Raw genomic sequence first — 24,593 nt, 5'->3', positions numbered from 1 at the left:
GTCCGAGCCCGGATGCAGCCCTGCTCAAAGGTTGCTGTCGGGCTCCAGTGAGCAGGCGCCGCCCTCGTCCTGCAGGCAGCTCTTGAAGCCCTCGGCCTTCTCGAGCGAGTTGTCGGCGCTGGCGAGCGCCTCCTCAAGGCAGCCACGGTAGGTGCGCAGCCCCTCGAGATAGGTCTCGGCGTCGGCGACGCAGCGCTGCTTCTCGTTCTCGTCGGTGAACTCCCGCACGTCGGTCGAGCAGAGCGGCTGCAGCGGCTTGCTGCAGAGCATCTGCGCCGCCGGCTGCGCGAGCGGCATCAGAACGCCGGGCAGCAGGACGGCCAGCGCCAGGGGCGCTGCCGCCGCGAGCCGCAGGCGTGATGTCGTTGTCCTACGGACAGCCATTGCGCGTCCTCTCGGTGTGTGGGTTCCAGGATCAGCTAATGCGCCGCGACCGGAGGACGTTCCCCCGGGCGGGCGCGCCGACCATGCCGCGCGGGGCCGGCCCGGGCAAGGCATTCGGCAAGCGCCCGCGCGCTCAGCCCTCGCGCCGGGCGATCTCGAGCGCCTCGCGGACGACCGCCTCCTCGCCGATGTGGTTGGCGAGCAGCAGGATCAGCTTGGCGCTGAGCTTGGCCGCCGCCTCCTCCGGCAGGTCGCGGTAGGCCGCCATCAGTGCCTCGTAGAAGCCGTCGGCGTCGGCCAGGCGCGGCTCGGTCCTGAGGCGTCGGGTCATGTGGCGAAGACCTCCTGCTCGGCCGTCGCGGCGATGCCGAGGGCACGGTCGCGCGCGGCGCGCACGGCGGCGGGATCGAAGCGCGGCCAGCGGGCGGCGAGATGCTGGTCGGGGCGGAACAGCAGGGCCGCGCCGGGCTGCAGGCCACAGCGCGCGGCGACCAGGCCCTCGGCGTCGATCAGCAGCGGCAGGCCGCCGCTGTCTCGGGGGCCGGAGGAAACCAGAAGCGGGCGGACCGGCGGGCTCTCGCCGGCGAGAGCCGCCAGCCCCGCCGGCAGCGGCGTCCGCGGCTCGAGCGCGAGCAGCAGGGTGAAGCCGTCGCCGAGCCGGCGCAGCAGCCAGTCCGACCGCGCCTCCCCGGTCCGTTCCGAGTCCAGCACCGGCGCGTCCGGGCAGGGCGAGCCCGGCGGCAAGGCGGCCTCCCCGGATTCCTCCCGGGACTCGCCGGGCGTGCAGAGGGGCGAGCCGGCGTAGCTGCAGGGCAGCGACAGACGCCCGGAGTTGACCAGGCGGCGCGCGAAGGCGTGGTCCTCCGACAGCTCCAGCACGGCGTCGCGGAAGGCGCGGCTGGCGGCGCTCTTCGGCGTGATGAAGTCGGTCGAGCGGGTCGAGTTCAGGATGTTCTCGTCGGCAGCCGGGACGCGCTCGGCGTCGTAGCTGTCGAGCAGCGCCTCCGGCGCCTGGCCGGCCAGCACGGCAGCCAGCTTCCAGCAGAGGTTGTCGGCATCCTGCAGTCCGCCGTTGCCGCCGCGCGCCCCGAAGGGCGAGACTTGGTGCGCCGCATCGCCCAGGAAGAAGACGCGGCCCTGGCGGAAGCGCTCGAGCCGCCGGCACTGGAAGGTGTAGACGCTTACCCACTCGAGCTCGAAGCGCCGCTCGCCGAGCATGGCCCGCAGCCGGGGCAGCACCCGCTCAGGCTGCTTCTCCGCCACCGGGTCGGCCTCCCAGCCGAGCTGGAAGTCGATGCGCCAGACGTCGTCGGCCTGGCGGTGCAGCAGCACCGAGCGGCCGGGATGGAAGGGCGGGTCGAACCAGAACCAGCGCTCGGTCGGGAAGTCCGCCTTCATGACCACGTCGGCGATCAGAAATCGGTCCTGGAAGACCTGCCCGGTGAAGGCCAGGCCCAGGCTGCGCCGGACCTGGGAGCGCGCGCCGTCGCAGGCCAGCAGGAAGTCGCAGGTGATCGCGTAGGGCCCCTCCGGCGTCTCGACCGTCAGCCGTACGCAGGCGCTCTCCTGGACCGCCTCCAGCACCCGGTTCTTCCAACGGATCTCGGTCAGGCCGAGCTGGTGCGCCCGCTCGACCAGCCATTCCTCGACATAGTACTGCTGCAGGTTGACGAAGGCCGGGTAGGCGTGGCCCGGCTCGGGCAGCAGGTCGAAGCCGTAGATCTCGCGGTCCCTCAGGAAGACCTTGCCGCGGTTCCAGGTGATGCCCTTGTCGCGGATCCGCTCGCCGACGCCGAGGCGGTCGGCGATCTCCAGGCTGCGCTTGGCGAAGCAGATGGCGCGGCTGCCGAAGGAGACCGTGTCGTCCTCGTCGAGCAGCAGCGTCGCGACGCCGCGGCTGGCGAGATCGACGGCGGCGGTCAGGCCGACCAAGCCGGCGCCGACGACGACGACGGGGTGGTGCGCAGTGGCGCCCGGCTCCTGGTCGGCGCAGCGCCGGTAGTCGAAGCGCGGATTCTGGTAGGTCGTGGGCAAGCTTCGGCCCTTGGCTCTCGTGGCCGGCCCCGGGGTCAGGGGTTGGCCTCGGCGCCCTTCATCGCCGTGCCCTTCTCCAGGGCCTGCCACATCTCGCGGTCGCGCTCGGCGGTCCAGATCTGCGGGTCGGCGATGCCGCGAGCCTCGTCGTAGGCACGGGTCACGTCGAAGGGCATGCAGTGCTCGAAGATCACCCAGTTGCCGAAGCGCGGCTGCAGCCTGGCCAGGGTCTCGTCGTAGATCGCCTTCAGGTCGCGGCCGGCGCGGGCACCGGTCTCGACGGCGCCGTAGAGCGCGGTGACGAAGTCCCGGGTGCCGGCGATCGCCTCCTCGACCTGGGCCGGCGACTGCAGCGCCGCGCCGCGGCCCGGCACCAGCTTCTCCGGGCCGAGGGCGCTGAGCCGCTCCAGGGTCTGCGGCCAGTCCTTCAGATAGGCGTCGCCGGTGTAGGGGGTGGCGCCGTACTCGACCAGGTCGCCGGCGAACAGCACCTTTTCCTTCGGCAGCCAGACCACCGTGTCGCCCTTGGTGTGGCCGCGGCCGAGGTGCAGGATCTGGACCTCCCGCTCGCCCAGGAACAGCGTCAGCCTGTCCTCGAAGACCAGGGTCGGCCAGGTCAGCCCCGGCACCGACTCGAGCGAGCGGAACAGCCTGGGGAAGCGTCCGGCCTCGCTCTCGTAGTCCTGCTGGCCGCGCTCGCGGATCAGCTCCCAGGTCGGGCGGCTGGCGATGACGTTGCGGGCGCCGTAGGCCGAGGCGCCGAGCACGCGCACCGCGTGGTAGTGGCTGAGCACGATGTGCTCGATCGGCTTGTCGGTGACCTCCCGGATGCGCCGGATCACGTCCTCGGCCATGACCGGCGTCGCCTGTGTATCGACGACCAGAACCGAGTCGTCGCCGACGACGATGCCGGTGTTGGGATCGCCCTCGGCGGTATAGGCGTAGAGGCCCTCGCCGAGCTCGTCGAAGCTGACGGTCTTCTCGGCGAGGTCGTTCTGCGAGGCGAAGCCGCGGGACATGGACAATCCTCCGGAATGGTTCTTCTTTTGCTCTGGCTCAGGCCGGCGGATCGTAGCGCGCGACGACCTGCTCGATGGAGCCGAAGATCGACCGGCCCCCGGCGTCCTTCATCTCGATGGCGACGCGGTCGCCGAACGCCAGGAAGCCGGTCCTGATCTCGCCGCCCAGGATCTTCTCGACCATGCGGACCTCGGCGATGCAGGAATAGCCCAGGCCGCCCTCGGCGACCGGCCGGCCGGGGCCGCCGTCGGGGTCGCGGTTGGAGACCGTGCCGGAGCCGATCACCGCGCCGGCGCCGAGCGGCCGGGTGCGCGCCGCGTGGGCGACCAGGGTCGGGAAGTCGAAGGTCATGTCGACCCCGGCCTCGGGCCGGCCGAAGAGCGCGCCGTTGAGCGAGGACAACAGGGGCAGCGACAGCCGCCGGCCGTCCCAGGCCGCGCCGAGCTCCTCGGGGGTCACCGCGACGGGGGAGAAGGCGCTCGAGGGCTTGGCCTGGAAGAAGCCGAAGCCCTTGGCCAGCTCGCCCGGGATCAGGTTGCGCAGGGAGACGTCGTTGCACAGCATCACGAGCTTGATGTGCCCGCCCGCCGCCTCGGGCGAGACGCCCATCGGCACGTCGTCGGTGACGACCGCGACCTCGGCCTCGAAGTCGATGCCCCAGGCGGTGTCGGCGAGGGCGATCGGGTCGCGCGGGCCGAGGAAGGCGTCGGAGCCGCCCTGGTAGATCAGCGGATCGCTCCAGAAGGACTCCGGCATCTCGGCGCCGCGCGCCTTGCGCACCAGCTCGACGTGATTGACGTAGGCCGAGCCGTCGGCCCACTGGTAGGCGCGCGGCAGCGGCGCGGCGCAGTCGGCGGGCTCGAAGGCGAAGCTGCCGGCGACCTTGCCTGCCTCCAGGGCGGCCTGCTCACGCTCCAGCTTCGGTGCGACGGCCTGCCAGTCGTCGAGGGCGGCCTGCAGGGTCGCGGCGGCCTGTGCCTCGACGGCGCGCGACAGGTCGCGGGCGACCAGGACCAGCCGGCCGTCGCGGCCGCCGCGCTTCAGGCTCGCGAGCTTCACCCCTCTACTCCGCGGCCTGGGGCTCGGCCCCCGGCGTCTGCCAGGAGCGGGCGTAGCCCTCGAACTCCGTGGCGGCGGCGGCCGAGCCGATCTCCAGGGCGTCGCGTGTGTCGATCATCACGGCGTACTCCTCGGTCCCGCTCTTCTTCGGCGTGAAGGCGTTCTTCAGCGCCTTGGGGTGCGGGCCGTGGGTGAAGCCGCAGGGGTGGAAGGTGACCATCCCGGGATGGATGTTGTCGCGGCTGAAGAAGTCGCCGTCGTGGTAGAAGATCACCTCGTCATAGTCGTCGTTGTTGTGGAAGAAGGGCACCTTGAGGGCGTCCTCGCCGCTCTCGAAGGGGCGCGGCACGAAGGTGCAGACGACGAAGCGGTCGCCGACGAAGGTCGTGTGCGCCGAGGGCGGCAGGTGGTAGCGGTGGCTCATCAGCGGGCGGATGTCGCGCACGTTGATCCTGACCGGCACCAGGTCGCCCTTCCAGCCGACGGCGTCGAGCGGGTTGAAGGGATAGGTCACGGTCGAGATGGCGTTGCGCCGCTTGATGCGCACGCGCCACTCGCGCTCGTCGCGCTGCGCCTCGAAGGCCTCGTCGAGGTGCGGCGTGTCCAGCATCGCCGGGTCGAAGATCGCGTGGTCGCCGACCAGCCCCTTGTCGGGCAGCAGGTAGCTGCCGTTGGTGCACTCGATCAGCAGGGCGACGATCGGCTCGCTCGCCTCCAGCCGCCACATCGTCGAGCGCGGCAGCATGACGTAGTCGCCGGCCTCGATCGCCAGGTGACCGTAGTCGCAGTAGAGGTCGCCGCGCCCGGCGTGGACGAAGATCAGCTCGTCGCCGTCGCCGTTGCGCGCCAGGTGGTCCATCGAGCGCGGCGCGCGCCAGTGGCGCAGGCGCACGTGGCCGTTGAACAGAACCTCGCCGGCCTCGAAGGGGCAGGCCTGCGTCTCGTCCAGCCGCGTCAGGTCGAAGGCGCGCGGCTTCAGCGGGCCCTCCCAGGAGGTCCAGCCGGTCGGCGCGTGCCGGTGATACATGTGGGTCGCCGGCCCGAAGAAGCCCTCCTTGCCGAGCTCGCGCTCCCAGGTGCCCTCGGGCAGGCCGGCGTGCGCCTGGCGCGCGGCGCGGCCCTCGATGCGCGGCAGACCGATGTACTTGCGCATGGCCTCCTCCCGTCCTGTGGTCTCACGGCGGGCCTCGCCCCTTGCGGCGGGATCCGGCCGCCAATATCGTTTCAGGTGAAACGAACGTCAAGGCGCGCGCCATGCCGACATCAACGGAGAACAAGGCCACGGCCGCTTCGGCGCCGCGGGAGGGCGCGCGCGAGGGCTTCTCGCTCGGCGCCTTCCTGCCCTACCGGCTGTCGGTTACGACCAACCGGATCTCGCGCGCCTTCGCCCGGCGCTACTCGGCGCGCTTCGGCCTCTCGATTCCGGAGTGGCGCGTGCTGGCCGTGCTCGGCAGTTTCGCGCCGCTGTCGTCCAACGAGATCTGCGAACGCACCGCCATGGACAAGGCCAAGGTCAGCCGCGCCGTCGCGCTGCTGACCGGCAAGGGCCTGGTCGACCGCGCGCCCCATCCGCAGGACCAGCGCCTCTTGCGGCTTTCGCTCAGCGCCGCCGGCCGCCGCAGCTTCGAGGCCGTCGTGCCGATCGCCGAGCGGCTCGAAGACGAGCTGACGGCGGAGCTGTCCGACCGGGAGCGCGCGGTCCTGGACCGCTGCCTGGAGCGCCTCGGCGCGGCGCTCGACCGGCTCGAGGGCCGCTAGGTCCGAGTGGCCACGGGGGACGGCGGATCGGAACTCCCCCGGGCTGCGCGCCGTTTTCACGGCAGATCCCTATTGCAGGAGGACCAGCGCCATGGGCGAGAAGCAGAAGAACGAGGGTGAAGGCAACAAGTCGGCCGACCGTGCCTATCGCAAGGATACGGAAGACTTCATCGACAGCAACGACGTCGAGGGCAAGGCCAGGGATGCGGCCAAGGACGTACGCTCGCCCAACCAGCCGCTGAGCCCCGAGGAGCAGGCCGGCCGCGATCGAGCCAAGGAATTCGAGCCCAAGGACTCGGCCAAGAAGTGAGCGGCAAGGACGGCGAAGGCGCGGGCGCCGCAGAGCGCGGGGCCGCCGCGCAGCCGCCCCGGGCCGAGGAGCGCGACCGCCGGCCCAGCCCGGCCGAGGCGGGCATGGCGAGCGCCGCCCTGCGCACGCCGGCACCGCAGCGTTCAGCCGGCCGCAAGACGGTCCGCCGGCCCGATCGTGAATCCGACAAGACCTGAAGGTCCTGTCTCCAGAGAGTTGCATCAGCGGGCTCCGGCTTCCCGGAGCCCGCTGAATTTTCGCGTCAGGCGGGCAAAGTCATGCCAGGACCAGACGCGCGGAAGTCGGGATCAAAGCTTTCCTGCTAAAATTTAAGCAAGTTCACAATTGAGGCGAATTGTGGCGTAAGCCTCTGTTGTGCGGCGACCTTAACCTTAACGAGAACAGCCGGCCGGCGTCCTTAGGGTGCGGTTTACAATTCAGTTACGAAAATTGCCTCACGGGCGAACTTCCCAAAGATTATAAATCCCTTAACGGGCAACAATCTTTGACAATCTGGGGCGACACCTCGTCCCTGCCTCCGGGCTTTTCGGGAGTGGCACGACACACGTCCAGATTGATCGTTACATAGTGTTGCTGGCGGTTGTGGGGGATCGCGAGACATGGCCAAGCTGATCGTCGAGTCGATTGACGGACGGGTGCTCGAAATCGCACTCGTCCCGGGGGCGGAGCTGCCGTCCATCCAAGCGGGCGACAAGGTGCGCGTCCTGGCGGGCCCGGGCGAGAAGGTGTCGGTCAGCCTGAACGGCGACGACCTGGTCGTCGTCCTGCAGCCGGCGGAGGGCGCGGCCGAAAGCTTCACCTTCGAGAAGCTCGCGCTCTACCTCCTTGCCGGCGAGGCCGAGCTGGCCCTGGCCGACGCGGCCGGCACCGAGCGCGTCATCGAGGACGGCGAGGGCCTGATGGCCGAGCTGGCCGCCGAGTTTGCCGAGATGGCACCCGCGGCGGGCCCGGGCGAAGGCTCGCCGCCGCCCCTCCAGTCCGGCTCCTTCGTCAACCCGGGCGACGTCCGCGGCGTCACGGCCGACGGTCAGAGCTTCCGCCCCGGCAGCCTGGGCGGCGAGGACGGCAGCGGCGGGCTGTTCGGCGGCGCCCAGGGCGACGGCCTGGGCGGCCCGGGCGGCGGCTTCGGCCAGCCCGGATCTGGCGGATTCGCGACAAATACCCTTGCCGAGGCCCGCAACGCCGCGAACCGCGGCGGTCGCGACGACCCGAGCGCCGGGCCCGACGGCTCCGGCGCGGGGTCCGCGGGCGGCGCCTCGGGCGGATCCGGCGGATCCGGCGGTGGCGGCGGTGACACCGCGCCGATCGTCCTGTCCGGCCAGGCGATCGACGGCTACATCGTCGGCGCCACGATCTTCGCCGACGCCAACGGCAACGCCATCCTCGACAGCGGCGAGGCCTTCGCGGTCACCGGCGCCAACGGCGCCTTCACGCTGACCGGCGGCAGCGGCCCGCTGGTCCTGACCGGTGGCATCGACGTCTCGACCGGCCAGTTCTTCAAGGGCACCCTGACCGCGCCGGCCGGCGCGACGGTGGTGACGCCGCTGACCACGGCGATCCAGTCGCTGGTCGCGAACGGCCAGAGCGTCGCCGCCGCCGAGCAGGCGGTCAAGACCGCCTTCGGGCTGTCGAGCGGGATCGACCTCAAGACCTTCGACCCGGTCGCCGAGGTCGAGAACGGCACCGCCGGCGCCGCCGACGTGCTGGCCGCCGGCATCAAGCTGCAGAACACCGTGATCCAGGCCGCCTCGGCGCTGCAGGGCGCCGGCGGGCCGACCGTGACGCTGGCGAGCGCGACGGATGCGCTCTACGCCCAGATCGCGGCGGCGCTCGCCGACGACCCGAACGCCGACCCGCTCGACGACGTCACCTCGCTGATCACCGAGGCGATGGCCTCCTCGACGCTCGGGCTCTCGAGCGCGGCGCAGAACCAGATCAGCGCCAAGATCGGCGACATCGTCCAGATCATCGACGAGAGCAACGACGGCATCGAGGCGCTGGCGAGCAGTGGCACGACGCTGCTGACGGAGCTGGCCCAGTACGCCTACGTCGCCCAGAACACTGCAGCCCAGGCGCTGTTCGGCGCCTTCGACGCGGTCCAGGGCACCGGCGGCACCGCCGACCTGTCGAGCGCCACGACCTCCTACACCGGCGCCGGCCTGACGACCTCGGTCGCCAACGCCGCCTCCCAGCTCGGCACCGTCGGCACCACGACCTCGACGGCGACCGCCGGCGACGACGTCATCGACGGCACGGCGGGCAACGACGTCATCGACGGCCTCGGCGGCAACGACATCATCGCCGGCGGGGCCGGCAACGACATCCTGCTGGGCGGCGCCGGCAACGACCAGCTCTCCGGCGACGGCGGCGACGACACCCTGCTCGGCGGCAGCGGCACGAACATCCTCAACGGCGGCAGCGGCATCGACACCGCCCAGTACGACGGCAAGTTCGCCGACTACCAGGTCTCGGCGACGACGCCCGGAATCCTGAAGGTCGTCGGCAGCGGCCTCAGCGATACGCTCGACACCATCGAGATCCTGAAGTTCGCCGACCTGACCCTGCGCGTCGCCGGCGGCAACAGCGAGTACACGACCTTCGCCTCGGCCCTGTCGGCTGCCTCGTCCGGGGAGCGCATCCTGCTGGTCGGCGCGGCGAGCGTGCCGGGCACGCTCTCGCTGTCCAAGCGCGTCAGCATCCAGGAGGCCGGCGAGAACCCCTCGGTCAGCATCGCCAGCGACGGCGCCCTGGTCGTCGACGGCAGCCTGCTGCCGGGCACCACGACGCTCGACCTCTCCGGTCTCGCCGGCTCGAACGCCCTGCGCTTCACCGACATCGGCGCGCTCGCCAGCATCGTCACGGCCACGGGCCAGACGCTGACGCTGACCGCCGCCCAGGCCGACGGCCTCGCGCTCACCGGCGCCGGCGCCGTCACGGTGACCGGCCTCGCCGGGACGGCAGCCGACCTCTCCGGCTTCGCCTCGAGCGCCACGCAGATCGTCCAGATCGCGGCCTCGACCACCCTCGATCCCGCCACCGACCTCGGCCAGTTCGAGGTCCGGGTCGCCACCGGGCAGACCCTGACGCTGAGCGCGGCGCAGGCCGACGGCGTCACGATCACCGGCGGCAGCCTCGCGCTGTCCGGCCCGGTCATGGCCGACGCCAACCTGACGGCGGTCGGCTCGGCGCTGACCGGCACCCTCGCCGTCAATGCGGGCACCCTGACCCTGACCGTGGCGCAGGCCGACGGCGCCTCGATCAGCGGCACCGGCAGCCTGCTGGTCACCGGCGACGTCGACTCCAGCGCCGACCTCAGCGGCGTCGCCGCCACGCTGCTGTTCCCCGGCAACACTATCGAGATCGCCGAGGGCCAGACCCTGACGCTGGCGGCCGGCCAGGCCGGCGACAAGGCAATCACCGGCGACGGCACCCTGGCCCTGTCCGGCGACGCCGCCGGCGCCGACCTCGGCAGCATCACGGCCGACATCGAGGTGCCGGGCGGTCAGACCCTGACCATGACCACGGCACAGCTCGCCGAGCTCGACAGCGGCGCCCGCCCGATCGGTGGCGAGGGCAGCGTCGCCCTGACCGGCAACGCGACCAGCCTGGGCAGCCTGGGCGGCTACGTCTCGGCCTCCCTTACGGTGCCGGCCGGCGGCGCGCTGACCGTGACCGCCGCGCAGGCCGACGAGTTCGCCCTCGGCGGCGCCGGCAACGTCACCATCACCGGCCTCGGCGCCACCGCGGTCGACTTCTCGGACATCGACGTCTCCGGCACTGCGACGGTCACGCCGAGCGGCAGCGTGACGCTCTCCGCCGAGACCGACCTCGGCGCCGTGACCCTCTCGATCCCCGCCGGCCGCACCGTGACCATGACGGCCGAGCAGGCCAGCGGCGTGACCATCGTCGGCGGCGGCACGCTGGCGATCACCGGCGCCTTCGACGGGACGGTCGATTTCTCCGCCTGGGGCGCGGCCACGGTCGACCTGACCGGCGCGACGATCGATCCCGGCGTCACCGAGCTCGCGCTGCCGAACACCTCGGAGTTCCACCTGACCTACGCGCAGGTCAACGCGCTGGCCACGATCACGGGCAACGAGCAGGCGAACACTCTCGTCGTCGACGTCAGCGAAGCGACCGGCGGCGTGACCTACGACTCCGGCGACCAAGCGACCATCGACCTGGATCTCGGTACGCTCGGCGGCAACGACCGCATCGTCTTCGACTTCGGCGCGCAGGCCGGCAACACGATCGTTCTGAGTGGCGACAGCACGATTGACCTGGGCCAGGGCAACGACACGCTCGAGTCCAGCAACGGCACGCTCGACATCTCGGCCGCGGTCGTCGCTGGCGTCGAGAACCTGGAGATCAATTCAACCATCGCCATGTCGGCGACCCAGTTCGCCGACCTCGAGGACCTCGATGCGCTCGCCGGCGCCGGCGAGATCGTGGTCCGGGTCGACGACGCCTTCGTAGATGCGACCTCGCCCCTCGACCTCTCCGTCTTCGGCGCGAACCTCCTGCCGGGCGGCGGCACGCCTCCGACCGTGCGGGTGCTCGCCGACGGCTATACGGTCCAGAGCGATTCAGACGGCACCGTCACGCTTGCGCATGCGACGAAGCCGACCTTCACGATCACCCTGCCGGACGGCGACCCGGGTGTGACCCCCGTCATCATCCTGTTTGGGCCGGCCGGGAGCGATGAAGCCCTCGGCGGATTCGCAGAGGGTCGTGTCTTCTTCGAGGAAGTGACAACCGTCTTCAACGGCGAGCAGCTCGCGGCCGTCGTCACGGCCGATGGCGCAGATATCGCCGATGTCGAAACGATTCGTCTCGGAGGACCGATCCTGGTCTCGGGAGACCTGGACCTCACGACCGACGCGCTTGACGACGTTGGCATCGCCTACCAAGGCTACGCCATCGAGGTCGCTGCGGGCGTCACGCTGACGTTGACAGGGGCCCAGGCCAACGGTGGCACCGTCACCGGCGCCGGCGCCCTGGTGATCACGGATCTCAGCGGCGCGACCGACGGGCTCGACCTCTCGGGCATCGCGGTCGCGACCACCCTCGCGGTCGACGGGATGGAAGACCTGACCGGCCTGACGGACCTCGACTTCGGCGACCTGGAGCTGGTGGTTGGCCCGGGGGGCGCAGTCACCCTGACGGCGGCCCAGGCCGACGGCATGACCATCAGCGGCGACGGCACGGTCGAGATCGAAGAGCTCGGCATCGAGGCCGTCGACCTCTCCGGCATCGCGGCCGAAGCCTGGGCCGAGATCGCCGGTTCGGTCCAGCTCAGCAGCCTGATCAACCTCGGCAGCGTCGCCCTGATGCTCGCGGAGGGAGCCAGCCTGACGATCAGCCGCGCCCAACTCGACGGCCGCGCACTTCCCAACGACGAGGGAACCCTCGTGATCGGCGGCGACGCGACCGCGATCGACTTGACCGGCGTCGCGGCGGGGGTCGATTTCCAGGTCGCCGCCGGCCGCACCCTCACGCTGACCGTGGCACAGGCGAACGGCCGCGACATCACCGGCGAGGCCGGCAGCAACCTCTACCTGAAGCAGCTCGGCGGCGCCGAGGTCGACCTGTCCGGCATCACGGTGCCCGGGATCCTGTCGGCCAACGTGCCGACCTCGGCGACGCTGCATGCGAACACCGATCTCGGCGAAGTCGCCGTCACCGTGGCGAGCGGCGCGACCCTGACGCTGGGCGCCGCCCAGGCGGACGGCCTGGCCGCCACCGGCGCCGGCGGCGTCGCCGTCACCGGGCTCGGCGACGATGCCGTGGATTTGTCCGGTATCCACGCGACCGGCGGGCTGACGGTCGACGTGCCGGCCGACGCCACGCTGCCCAGGGGCAGCTACCTCGGCGACTTCGCGGTCACCGTCGCCGAAGGCGCGACCTTCACCCTGCCCGCCGGGGTGGCCGACGGGCTGGCGATCACCGGCGCGGGCAGCGTCGTCTTGACGAATCTCATCGACGAGGCGGTCGACCTCTCCGGCATCGACGTCGAGGGCGGCACGACCGCCGAGGTCGATGCCACGGTGACCCTGGCCTCCGGGACCGACCTCGGCGACGCCTCGCTCGAGGTCGCCGCCGGCCACGTCCTAACGCTCTCGGCGGCGCAGGCCGACGGCCGGGCGATCGCCGGCGACGGCGGCGTCACGGTGACCGGGCTCGGCGCGGGCGCAGTCGATCTGTCCGGCGTCACGGCCGCGGGCGACAAGGTGCTGGACGTTGCCGTCTCGACGACCCTGGCCTCGGGCGCCGACCTCGGCGACTTCGCCGTGACCGTCGCGAGCGGCCAGACCCTGACCCTGGCCGCCGGCCAGGCCGACGGCCTGCTCGCCTCCGGCGCCGGCGGCGTCACGGTGACCGGCCTCGGCGCGGCCGAGATCGACCTCTCGACGATCCTGGTCGAGGGCGCCAAGACGGCCCTGGTGCCGCAGACCGCGACCCTGGCGGCGGGCACCGACCTCGGCGACTTCGCGCTCCAGGTCGCGACCGGCCAGACCCTGACCCTTTCCGCCGGCCAGGCCGGCGGCGCCTCGATCGGCGGCGCCGGCGGCGTCACCGTGACCGGCATCACGGCCACCACCGACCTCTCCGGCCTCGTGGTCGCCGGCGTCGTCGTCGCGGTGGTGACGGCGAACACCAGCATCGTCGCCGCCGGGACCAACCTCGACGCGGTCGACAGCTACCAGGTCCAGGGCGGTCGCACGCTGACCCTGAGCGCCGCCCAGGCCGACGGCGAGGCGATCGCGGGCGCCGGCAACGTCACGATCTCCGGCCTCGGCGCCGGCGTCGTCGACTTCGGCGCCATCACGGTCGGCGGCACGGTCGTCGCGACCGTCACCGGCAACCTCACGCTGGCCGCCGGCAGCGACCTTGGCCCGCTCGCCCTCAGCGTCGGGTCGGGCAGCATCCTGACCCTTACGGCCGAGCAGGTCGACGGCCGCGTCATCGCCGGCACCGGCACGGTCGTCGTCACCGGCGACATTACGGGCATCAACCTCGGCGGCGTCGCCGGGACGCTGACGCTGGACCTGCCGGAGACCGGCGAGACTCTGACCATCGCGGCCGGCCAGACGGTCTCGCTGTCGGTGGTGGAGGCGAGCGCCTACACCGCCATCGAGGGCGAGGGCACCCTGCTCCTGCGCGGCGACGGAATCTCGACCTTCGAACAGCTGAGCAACGTGATCGCCGACAGCCTCGACTTGGGCATCTCCAGCAGCCTGATCCTGACGGCCGCCCAGGCCGACGGCCTGACGCTGGCCGGCCCCGGCACCCTGGTGCTGACCGGAACCCTCGAGATCGCCGACCTCTCGGAGATCGCCGCCAACCTCGACATCAGCGGCGCGACCCTGACCCGCGTGACGCTGCCCGAGCTCAGCGAGGTGCAGTCGCTGATCCTGACGGCCGAGCAGGCCGACGGCCTGTCGATGGCCGAGGGCACGGTCTTCGTCACCGGCGGCTTCGCCGACGACTTCGACAGCCTCGACCTCGACGACTGGGCGGTCGATCGCAGCGAGCCGGGCGGCTTCGAGATCGCGACTGTGGACGGCGAGTCGGTGCTCCGGCAGACCATCGAGGCCGTCGATGACGTCGCGGCCTTCTATCAGACCCAGGGCCGCAAGTTCGACCTGCACGACGGCACGACCACGACCTCGATCGACCTCTACATCGATCCGACCTGGGAGCCGACGGGCGAGGAAGGCTTCCGCTGGGCCGGCTTCTGGGGCGTGGCGACCGACGCCGCGAGCGACATCGTCAACTATCCGATCGTCGAGTTCACGACCCTGGGCGGCACGCCGGGCTTCCGCGTCTGGGAGAGCGTCGGCGGCGGTGTCTGGCACGACGTCGGGCTGCCCAACGGCTTCGACTTCGGCGACTTCGTGACGCTGACCATGACGCTGCAGGACGACGGCACGGTCCTCTACCAGATCGGCGACCTCAGCTTCACCTCGACCGGGACCTACGACGCGGTCGAGATCGACCAGATCATCCTCCAGGGCTACAACCAGGACCCGACCGACACGACCGCGGGCCACGGCTACGAGATCCTCTGGGACAACCTGGAGGCCGGGCCGGCGGTCTACATCGCCCAGGACACCGACCTCACCGACATCGAGGGCACGCTGGCCTTCCGCGGCGACGGCACGGTCTTCGTGGCCGAGGGCGCGACCCTGGCCCTGACCGTCGAGCAGGCCGACGGCCGCACCATCGCCGGCGAGGGCAGCGTCAGCATCGAGGGCGAGGTCACCGGCTCGGTCGACCTCAGCGGCATCTCCGCCGGCCTGAGCTTCGTCGGCGGCACCCTGGCGGTCGCCGCGGCGGCCGAGCTGACGATGACCGGCGAGCAGGTCGACGGCGCCTCGATCGGCCTCGCCGACCCGTCCTCGAGCCTGCATGTCGAGGTTTCCTACGCCGAGCTGAGCGCGGACAACCAAGCGCTGCCGGCCTACGACATCGCCGGCATCACGGTCGGCACGGCCGATGGCCCCACGAACAGCCCGGAGGCGGTCTGGAACCTCATCCAGGTCGAGAGCCTCGTCGACAAGTTCAAGCTGTTCTGGGCGAGCGGCGACAAAGCCTACTACGCGAACTGGCCGGACGCCGGCGTCTCGGTCAACCAGGCGAACGTCGAGATCGGCAACATCTACGCCGCCTACCTCGAGACCGAGAGCTTCGTGCCGATCCTGGACATCGTCCAGACCAAGGTCGGCGGCGAGCCCGACTTCGAGAACCGCCAGCAGTCGCTGCACGACAACCTGCTGGCGAACCTGCGGGACAACGTCATCAACAGCCGCTTCGGCGAGGACGACCCGCGCAGCGAGCTGGCCGAATTCTACGGCGACCGTCCGGAGCACCCGGGCTACGTCGACAGCGGGACCGGCCTCTACAGCAACCAGCCGGCGGCCACCGCCTCGGTGATGTGGGACATCTCCCACGGCCTCGAGTATCCGGCCGAGCTGCCCTTCGCCTACGGCACCCTCGGCGAGGCCTTCGCCCTGGCCGAGGGCGTGCTCGAGATCGACGGCAGCAAGCTGCTGGTCGACTCGCTCGACCTGACGATCCTGCCCGAGGGCGTCGATGTGCGGGTCGTCGAGATCGGCGGCCTCACCGCGCTGATCACTGCGGACGACCAGACGGTCACGCTCGACGGCCAGCAGCTCGACGTCATCTCCGGGGAGAGCGGGAGCCTGACCATCGCCGGCGGCGCCGCGGTCGACATCGTCAACGCCGGCCTCAGCGTACCAGGCGACGCGCCGCCGAGCGTCGCCAATCTGCTGGCCCTCGAATTCGCGGGCCTGCCGGAGAAGTCGCTGATCCCGGACAACCTGACGGTCGAGGGCAGTCACACCGATGCCATCACCGCCTTCTGGATCCAGCTCGACCAGCTCTACGTCGGCTCGGGCGACTACTACGACCTGACGATCAACGGCTCCTTCGCTTACCTCGGCAACGACTACGCCGCCTACCTGCTCGACGGCGGCGCGCCGCTGGTCGACATCGTCAAGGTCGTGGGCGGCGACTCGCCGCGCCTGCAGAGCCTGCACGACAACCTGCTCGGCAACCTCGGCGACGGGCCGATTTCGAGCCGCTTCACCAACCTGGACCAGCCCGACCCGCGCACGTCGGCCGGCGAGAGCTTCGGGGACCGGCCGTTGCACGACGGCAGGGTCGACGGCGACGGCCTCTTCCTGAACCAGGCCACCGCGACCTCGGTCGTCATGTGGGACGTCGCCCACGGCTACGACTACCCCGCCGACCTGCCGCCGGCCTACGGCGAGCTCGGCGAGGCCTTCGCCCTGGCCGAGGGCGTGCTGGTGGTCGACGGCAGCAAGCTGACGCTCGCCACCCTCGACCTCTCGGTCCTGCCCGACGGCTTCGAGGTCGCGGTCGCCGACCTCGGCGGCCTGACCGGCTTCGTCACCGGCCCCGACCAGGTTCTGACCCTGACCGTCGAGCAGGCCGACGGCCTGACCGTCACCGGCGAGGGCAGCGTCGGCATCGAGGGCGAGGTCACCGGCTCGGTCGACCTCAGCGGCATCGGCACCGCGCTCACCTTCGTCGGCGGCACCCTGGCGGTAGCCGCGGCGGCCGAGCTGACGATGACCGGCGAGCAGATCGACGGCGCCTCGATCGGCCTGGCCGACGCGACTTCGAGGCTTCATGTCGAGTTTTCCTACGCCGAGCTGAGCGCGGACAACCAAGCGCTGACGGCCTACGACATCGCGGGCATCACCGTCGTCACGGCGGAGGGCCCGACGAACAGCCCGGCGGCTGTCTGGAACTCCATTGAGGTCGACAGCCTCGTCGACAAGTTCAAGCTGTTCTGGGCGAACGGCGACGCCAAGTACTACGAGAACTGGCCCGACGCGGGCGTTTCGGTCAACGAAGCCAACGTCGAGCTCGCCAATCTCTACGTCGCCTACCTGGCGGCCGGCGGCGCGCCGATCCTCGACGCCGTGCAGACCAAGGTCGGCGGCATCGCGGACTTCGAGGCGCGCCAGCAGAGCCTGCACGACAACCTGCTCGGCAACCTCGGCGACGGCGCGATCGTCCAGCGCTTCGGCAGCGATCCGGCCGACGACCCGCGCAGCGAGGCCGCCCAGGCCTACGGCGAGCGCGCCTACCACGAGGGCATGGTCGACGCCGAGGGCGACTACAGCAACGCGGTCAAGCTGACCAACAGCGTGATGTGGGACGTCGCCCACGGCATCGACTATCCCGAGACCGCCGAGGCACCCTACGGCGACATCGTCGGCGCCTTCGAGCTGGTCGAGGGCGTGCTGGAGATCGACGGCAGCAAGCTGACGCTCGCCACGCTCGACCTGACCATCCTGCCCGAGGGCATGGACGTGCGGGTTATCGAGGCCGGGAGCCTCACGTCGCTGACCACGCTCGAGGGCCTCGACCTCTCGATCTCGGCCGAGGCGGTCGACGGGATGCAGATCGCGGTCCACCCGGACAGCATCCTGACCATCGAGGCGGCCTTCGAGCCGCTCGGCGCGGAGAACCAGGCGCTGCCGCTGATCGACATCGCCGGGATCTTCGTCGACGGCAGCAACAGCCCGGAAGCCGTCTGGGACAACGTCACGGTGACCGGCGGCGAGGTCGACAAGTTCAAGCTGTTCTGGGCGAACGGCGACGCCAAGTACTACGAGAACTGGCCCGACGCGGGCGTTTCGGTCAACGAAGCCAACGTCGAGCTCGCCAATCTCTACGTCGCCTACCTGGCGGCCGGCGGCGCGCCGATCCTCGACGCCGTGCAGACCAAGGTCGGCGGCATCGCGGACTTCGAGGCGCGCCAGCAGAGCCTGCACGACAACCTGCTCGGCAACCTCGGCGACGGCGCGATCGTCCAGCGCTTCGGCAGCGATCCGGCCGACGACCCGCGCAGCGAGGCGGCCCAAGCTTACGGCGACCGCCCCTATCACGAGGGCATGGTCGACGGCGACGACCACTACAGCAACGTCGCCAAGGCCTCGGCGGTGATCGGCTGGGATCTTCTGAACGGCGTCTTCTATCCCGAGACCCTCCCCGAGCCCTACGGTGTGCTCGAGGGCGCCAACAACCTGAACGGCACGGCCGGCACCGACTACTTCTTCGGCGGCGGCGACGACGACGTGCTGATCGGCGGTGCCGGCGACGACGTCGCGGGCTACCGCGGCAATCGCGCCGACTTCGAGATCTCGGCCCAGGCCGACGGCGGCGTCACGGTCGCCGACGGCAACCTCGCCAACGGCGACGAGGGCACCGACGACCTGACGGGCGTCGAGACGCTGGCCTTCACCGACGGCACGGTCTCCTTCGGCGCCCAGCTGCGGCAGGCGGCTGCCGAGGTCGGTGACGGAGGCGACGACGACCGCTTCCACCCGGGCAGCGGCAACTCCGACACCAACTTCGTCGTCCACGACAACAGCGAGGCGGGTCTCGAGGTCGCGCTCAAGGCCAAGGGCCGCCACACCGGCGACCTCGAGGCGGAGGGTGCCACCTACGAGACCGAGACCGGCATCAGCTCCGGTACGGCGGCGCTTTGGAACTTCGACTTCAGCGTCGTCAGCTACGAGGGCCGGCCGCTCAGCGACTTCCAGATCCTGATCACGGCCGACTTCGTCGATGCCGACGGCAACCGCACGGAAGGCGTGATGACCTTCGATCCGGTCGCGCACCTGCTCGCCCACCCCGGCGAGAACTACTACAGCGACGAGAGCGACCAGACCTCGGGCATCCAGAACTCGCAGAACATCGGCTGGCAGTCGGCCGGCTTCGATCCCAGCGCGATCGGCAGCTACGAGCTCAGCCTCACCGTCACCGAGATCGCCAGCGGCACCGTGGTCGGCGAGTCGAACATCCGGGTCGAGGTCGGGCCGAACATCGTCGTCGACGCCGGCGGCGAGGGGGACTTCCTGACGATCCAGGAGGCCATCGACGCCGCCGATGCCGGCGCCACGATCCTGGTCAAGGAGGGCACCTACGCCGAGTCCCTCACGCTGACCAAGGGCCTGACCCTGGTCGCCGAGAGCGGCGCCGAGGTCATCGTCGACCCGGTCTCGGGCAACGCCCTGACCATCGGCGGCGACCTCGCCGGCGCCGACGTCACGCTCAAGGGCCTGACCCTGGCCGGCGGCGAGAGCGGCATCTGGCTGAACGCCGACGCCGACGTCGGGACGCTGACGCTCGACGGCGTCACCGTCGAGGGCAACAGCGACTACGGCCTGCGCAGCAATGCCAACGCCCTGGCCGATCTGGTGGTCTCCGGCGGCCGCTTCGAGAACAACGGCTTCGAGACCGGCCTCAACGGCTCGGCCCACGTGAAGCTCTACGAGTTCGCCGGCGCCGCGGCCTTCGCGGGCGTGGTGCTGGTCGGCGCGAGCGAGGCCACGGCGCAGAACGACCGGCCGGACTACGGCATCGAGCTGACCGGCGTCTCCAACCCCAACCTCGCGAACGGCGACCCCTCGCCCGACCTCGGCACGGTCACCTTCACCGACGTCACGGTCGAGGGCGCCTTCCACAAGAACGCCGTCGCGATCTACAACTACGGCCTGATCGACGGCCTCGAGATCGCCGGCCTCGACCTCTCGGGCGCCGAGACCAACTGGGGCCCGCTGTTCAACATCGACGGCGTCGAGGGCGACATCGACGCGACGCAGTACGTCATCCTATACCCCGAGGGCGACGCCATCGTCGCCGAGCTCCAGGGCGAGGTGCCGGACCAGAGCGATACCGACACCACGATCAGGGGCACCGACGCCAACGAGCGCCTGATGGGCAAGGCCGGCGACGACGTGCTCTACGGCGGCGGCGGCGACGACGAGCTCTACGGCGCCGACAAGCCGGGCAACCCGGCCGAGGACGCGGTCGGCAACGACACGCTCTACGGCGGCGAGGGCGACGACCTGCTGGTCGGCGGTGCAGGCGACGACGTCGCCGGCTACCTCGGCAGCCGCGCCGACTTCGAGGTCTCGGCCCTGGCCGACGGCGGCGTCCTGGTCGCCGACGGCAACTTGGCCGACGGCGACGAGGGTACGGATACCCTGAGCGGCGTCGAGACGCTTGCCTTCAGCGACGGAACCCTCGGCTTCGGTGCCCAGCTGCAGCACGCGGCGCCGGAAGGCGAGGGCGGCGACGACGGCTTCCATCCGGGCAGCGGCAACTCGGACGTCAACTTCGTCGTCCACGACAACACCGACCTCGGCCTCGAGGTCGCGCTCAAGGCCAAGGGTCGCTACGCCGGCGACCTGGAGGCGGAGGGCGCGACCTACCAGACCGAGACCGGCGTGAGCTCCGGCAGCGCCGGCCGCTGGAACTTCGACTACTCGATCGTGAGCTACGAGAGCCGGGACCTCTCGGACTTCGACATCCGCATCGTCGCGGACTTCGTCGACCAGGACGGCAACCGGACCAGCGACGTCATGGTCTTCGACCCAGTGCAGCACCGCGATCTGACCGGCGAGGACTACTACGAGGATCCGACCGACGAGACCCAGGGCCTGCAGAACTCGCAGAACATCGGCTGGTACGCCGAGGGTTTCGATCCCGGCGCCGTCGGCAGCTACGAGCTGACGCTGACGGTGACCGACAAGGCGACCGGGCAGACCGTCGGCGAGTCGAACATCCGGGTCGAGGTCGGGCCGAACATCGTCGTCGACGCCGGCGGCGAGGGGGACTTCCTGACGATCCAGGAGGCCATCGACGCCGCCGATGCCGGCGCCACGATCCTGGTCAAGGAGGGCACCTACGCCGAGTCCCTCACGCTGACCAAGGGCCTGACCCTGGTCGCCGAGAGCGGCGCCGAGGTCATCGTCGACCCGGTCTCGGGCAACGCCCTGACCATCGGCGGCGACCTCGCCGGCGCCGACGTCACGCTCAAGGGCCTGACCCTGGCCGGCGGCGAGAGCGGCATCTGGCTGAACGCCGACGCCGACGTCGGGACGCTGACGCTCGACGGCGTCACCGTCGAGGGCAACAGCGACTACGGCCTGCGCAGCAATGCCAACGCCCTGGCCGATCTGGTGGTCTCCGGCGGCCGCTTCGAGAACAACGGCTTCGAGACCGGCCTCAACGGCTCGGCCCACGTGAAGCTCTACGAGTTCGCCGGCGCCGCGGCCTTCGCGGGCGTGGTGCTGGTCGGCGCGAGCGAGGCCACGGCGCAGAACGACCGGCCGGACTACGGCATCGAGCTGACCGGCGTCTCCAACCCCAACCTCGCGAACGGCGACCCCTCGCCCGACCTCGGCACGGTCACCTTCACCGACGTCACGGTCGAGGGCGCCTTCCACAAGAACGCCGTCGCGATCTACAACTACGGCCTGATCGACGGCCTCGAGATCGCCGGCCTCGACCTCTCGGGCGCCGAGACCAACTGGGGCCCGCTGTTCAACATCGACGGCGTCGAGGGCGACATCGACGCGACGCAGTACGTCATCCTATACCCCGAGGGCGACGCCATCGTCGCCGAGCTCCAGGGCGAGGTGCCGGACCAGAGCGATACCGACACCACGATCAGGGGCACCGACGCCAACGAGCGCCTGATGGGCAAGGCCGGCGACGACGTGCTCTACGGCGGCGGCGGCGACGACGAGCTCTACGGCGCCGACAAGCCGGGCAACCCGGCCGAGGACGCGGTCGGCAACGACACCCTCTACGGCGGCGCGGGCGACGACCTGCTGGTCGGCGGCCTGGGCGCCGACCTGCTCGACGGCGGCGAGGGCAACGACACGGTCAGCTACGCGCGCTCCGACGCCGGGGTGACCGTCGACCTGCTCGCCGGCGCCGCTTCGGGCGGCGACGCCGAGGGCGACACGCTGGTGAGCATCGAGAACGTCATCGGCTCGGCCCACGACGACGTCCTGACGGGCGATGGCGGCGACAACCTGCTCGACGGCGGCGCCGGCTCCGACACGGCGGTCTTCGCCGGCAACCGCGCCGACTACGCGATCGGCGCCGGCGCCGGCGGCGACCTGACGGTGGCCGGTCCCGGCGTCGGCACCGACACCCTGCGCAACATCGAGAGCCTGCGCTTCGACGACGAGACCGTCGGCATCCACCTGGTCGCCGCGGACGGCAGCGGCAACTTCCTGACGATCCAGGCGGCCATCGGCGCGGCTCAGGACGGCGACGTCATCCTGGTCGCCGACGGTACCTACGGGCGCTTCGTCATCGACAAGTCGCTGACCCTGCTCAGCCAGAACGGCGCCGAGAACGTAGTCATCCAGGGCAACGGCGTCTCCCAGGGCTGGGGCATCCGGGTCGCGGCGAACGTCGACGACGTCACCATCGGCGGCGAGGGCCACGGCTTCACGGTCGAGGCCGGCGCCGGCGACCTGGCGGCGCTCTATCTGGTCGGCAACAACGACGGCGCGGTCGTCGAGGGCAACCTGCTGAGCGGCGGCAGCGGCTTCGCCCTGCTGACCGGCGGCGGCATGTCCGACCTGCTGGTCACCGGCAACAGCCTGACCGGGGACGGCCCGGCGGCGGTCGCCTACAACAACGGCGAGGCCAGCCTCGGCGCCGCCAACGCCTCCTCCAACGTCACCTTCACCGGCAACAGCTTCACGGGCGGCGCCGATGCCGGCCTGCTGCTGGGCGTCGAGGCCGAGGGCGCGGAGATCTCCGACAACAGCTTCGACGGCGAGAGCAGCTACGCGATGCTCGAGCTCTGGGGCGCGGGCGCCGAGGTCACCGGCAACGACTTCACGGCCGACGGCGGGGTGGCGATCATCGATGCCGGCGACAACCACTACGAGGCCGATCTCGCCGCCGGCAACACCGGCATCATCGTGATCCACAACGGCGACGGCAGCCCCTTCGGCGATACGGTTTACGGCTCCCTGCAGGCGGCGATCGACGCGGCCCCCGAGGGGGCGACCATCTCGGTCTACCCGGGCAGCTATAGCGAGTCGGCGAACTACAACCCCAACACCGGGCTCAACGACCCGAGCGTCGCCGGCGGCAACAATCCGCTTGGCCTGGTCATCTCTAAGAGCGTGACGATCCAGGGCGTCGACGCCGACGGCGTACCGGTCACGGACGCCGACGCGGTCGAGGCGACCATCGCCGCCACGCGGCAGTCGAACTTCGGCACGAGCTTCCTGGTCACTGCCGACGACGTGACGATCCAGGGCCTGCAGCTGCTCGGCAACGGCAGCCCCAACCAGCCCTACGTCAACAAGGTGTTCGAGGTCATCGCCAACGGCTTTACGCTGGACTCCAGCGTGGTTGGCGCCGTCGACTTCGCCGACCTGCACACGCAGCCGAGCGAGGCCTCCAATCTGGGCGGCAGCTGGGAAACCCAGACTCAGATGCTGTCGGCCGTCTACATCGGCGACTGGTATGCGAGCGTGCCCGCCGACCTGGAGGGTTGGCAGTCAGCGATTGACAGCTATGCGATCCTGAACTCGCGGTTGCTCGGCTCGGTCGAGGTGGCCAGCGGCCCCGGCACCGGGCACGACCCCGCCGACCTTGACATGCGCATCGTCGGCAACGTCTTCGAGAACGTCACCGACGACGATCCCTTCTGGCTCAACAACGGCATCCTGATCACCGGTCAGGACCCCGAAATCGGCTGGAGGCTGGCACCGGCGGCGCTGCCGACGGAGGTTTCGGGCAACGACTTCGCGACCGACGGCGGCGGCATCCTCTGGGTGCGCGGCGAGGCCGGCCAGGACTTCCCGGACAAGGCATTCGTCGAGGCGCTGCTCGCCGCCAACCAGGTGCCGGCCTACGCCTACGGCGTCGATGCCGCCGGCGAGCCGGTGGTCGGCAGCTACGGCGGCGCTTACGGGCCGATGCTGCCGGACGGCACCCCGGTGACGCCGACCGCGCCCTCGCTGGCGATCCGCCCCTCGGCGGAGAGCTTCGAGCTGTCGGAGCTCGCGGGCGCCGAGTCCCTGGTGGTCAGGCTCGAGGGGTCGGACACGGTGCAGACCCTGGCGCTCGAAGTCGGCACCGACGGTGCGGACGTGCTGGCCGGCGGCGCGGAGGCGGAGGCGCTGATCGGCGGCTCCGGCGACGACGACCTCACCGGCGGCGGCGGAAACGACCTGATCCTCGGTGGCGACGGCGACGACGTGCTGTTCGGCGGGGCGGGCGACGACCTGCTCTACGGCGGCTCCGGCGATGACGAGCTCACCGGCGGCGAAGGCGCCGACCGCTTCGTCTTCCGGGACGGCGAGAGCGGCACCGACACGATCACCGACTTCGGCGCGGGCGACACCCTCGACCTCGGCGACCTGCTCGACGGCGACGATCCGGAGCAGATCGTCTTCGCCGACGACGGCGCGGGCGGAACGACCGTCTCGGTTCCGGCCGCCTCGGCGACGCCGATCGTGGTCGTGGAGAACGTCCAGCCGGCGTCGCTGAGCCTCGATGGCGACGGTAACGTGACGCTGTCCGCAGCCTGATGAATTTTCGACCGGAAAGTGTTAAGGTCCGTGCGGGGTTGGCGGCCTTCCCACGGGAAGGCTGTTCCCCTGCGACGGGCGTCGCAGGC

10 protein-coding genes are annotated in these 24,593 nt (G+C 70.9%); 4 read left to right on the top strand and 6 right to left on the bottom strand.

Annotated elements, in window-relative coordinates:
• Positions 1-24: 24 nt before the first annotated feature.
• The 6 genes from WD341_RS17250 to WD341_RS17225 form a co-directional block, all read right to left on the bottom strand.
• Entirely contained in the window at positions 25-384 is a 360-nt protein-coding gene (locus WD341_RS17250) for a hypothetical protein (RefSeq protein WP_368426722.1), read from the bottom strand.
• Positions 385-517: 133 nt separating this feature from the next.
• A complete protein-coding gene (locus WD341_RS17245; RefSeq protein ID WP_368426721.1) occupies positions 518-715 on the bottom strand; it encodes a DUF2783 domain-containing protein in 198 nt (65 codons plus the stop codon).
• On the bottom strand, positions 712-2,418 hold the full coding sequence (locus tag WD341_RS17240; protein WP_368426720.1) for an FAD-dependent oxidoreductase: 1,707 nt from the start codon (positions 2,416-2,418) through the stop codon (positions 712-714). The genes WD341_RS17245 and WD341_RS17240 overlap by 4 nt, the downstream gene beginning before the upstream one ends.
• A gap of 35 nt (positions 2,419-2,453) precedes the next feature.
• Positions 2,454-3,437 (bottom strand): MBL fold metallo-hydrolase, encoded by a 984-nt coding sequence (locus tag WD341_RS17235; protein ID WP_368426719.1) that lies wholly within the window; start codon positions 3,435-3,437, stop codon positions 2,454-2,456.
• A gap of 37 nt (positions 3,438-3,474) precedes the next feature.
• Complete coding sequence (locus tag WD341_RS17230) at positions 3,475-4,497, bottom strand: fumarylacetoacetate hydrolase family protein (protein WP_368426718.1); 1,023 nt, start codon at positions 4,495-4,497, stop codon at positions 3,475-3,477.
• Between the two features lie 4 nt (positions 4,498-4,501).
• Complete coding sequence (locus tag WD341_RS17225; protein WP_368426717.1) at positions 4,502-5,650, bottom strand: homogentisate 1,2-dioxygenase; 1,149 nt, start codon at positions 5,648-5,650, stop codon at positions 4,502-4,504.
• Positions 5,651-5,751: 101 nt separating this feature from the next.
• Between WD341_RS17225 and WD341_RS17220 the strand changes: the two genes are divergently transcribed.
• From WD341_RS17220 to WD341_RS17205, 4 genes are all read left to right on the top strand, one after another.
• Positions 5,752-6,255, top strand: a complete 504-nt coding sequence (locus WD341_RS17220) for a MarR family winged helix-turn-helix transcriptional regulator (protein ID WP_368426716.1) — start codon at positions 5,752-5,754, stop codon at positions 6,253-6,255.
• 91 nt (positions 6,256-6,346) lie between these two features.
• Positions 6,347-6,565, top strand: coding sequence for a hypothetical protein (locus WD341_RS17215; protein WP_368426715.1), 219 nt, complete (start codon positions 6,347-6,349; stop codon positions 6,563-6,565).
• Positions 6,562-6,762 carry a hypothetical protein gene (locus WD341_RS17210; protein WP_368426714.1) on the top strand — a complete coding sequence of 67 codons (201 nt, stop codon included), beginning with the start codon at positions 6,562-6,564 and terminating at the stop codon, positions 6,760-6,762. The genes WD341_RS17215 and WD341_RS17210 overlap by 4 nt, the downstream gene beginning before the upstream one ends.
• Before the next feature lie 423 nt (positions 6,763-7,185).
• Entirely contained in the window at positions 7,186-24,504 is a 17,319-nt protein-coding gene (locus WD341_RS17205; RefSeq protein ID WP_368426713.1) for a hypothetical protein, read from the top strand.
• Positions 24,505-24,593 lie beyond the last annotated feature (89 nt).

Source organism: Tistlia sp. (assembly GCF_040905785.1).
Taxonomy (GTDB): domain Bacteria; phylum Pseudomonadota; class Alphaproteobacteria; order Kiloniellales; family DSM-21159; genus Tistlia.
This window is presented reverse-complemented; position numbering and strand designations above follow the sequence as displayed.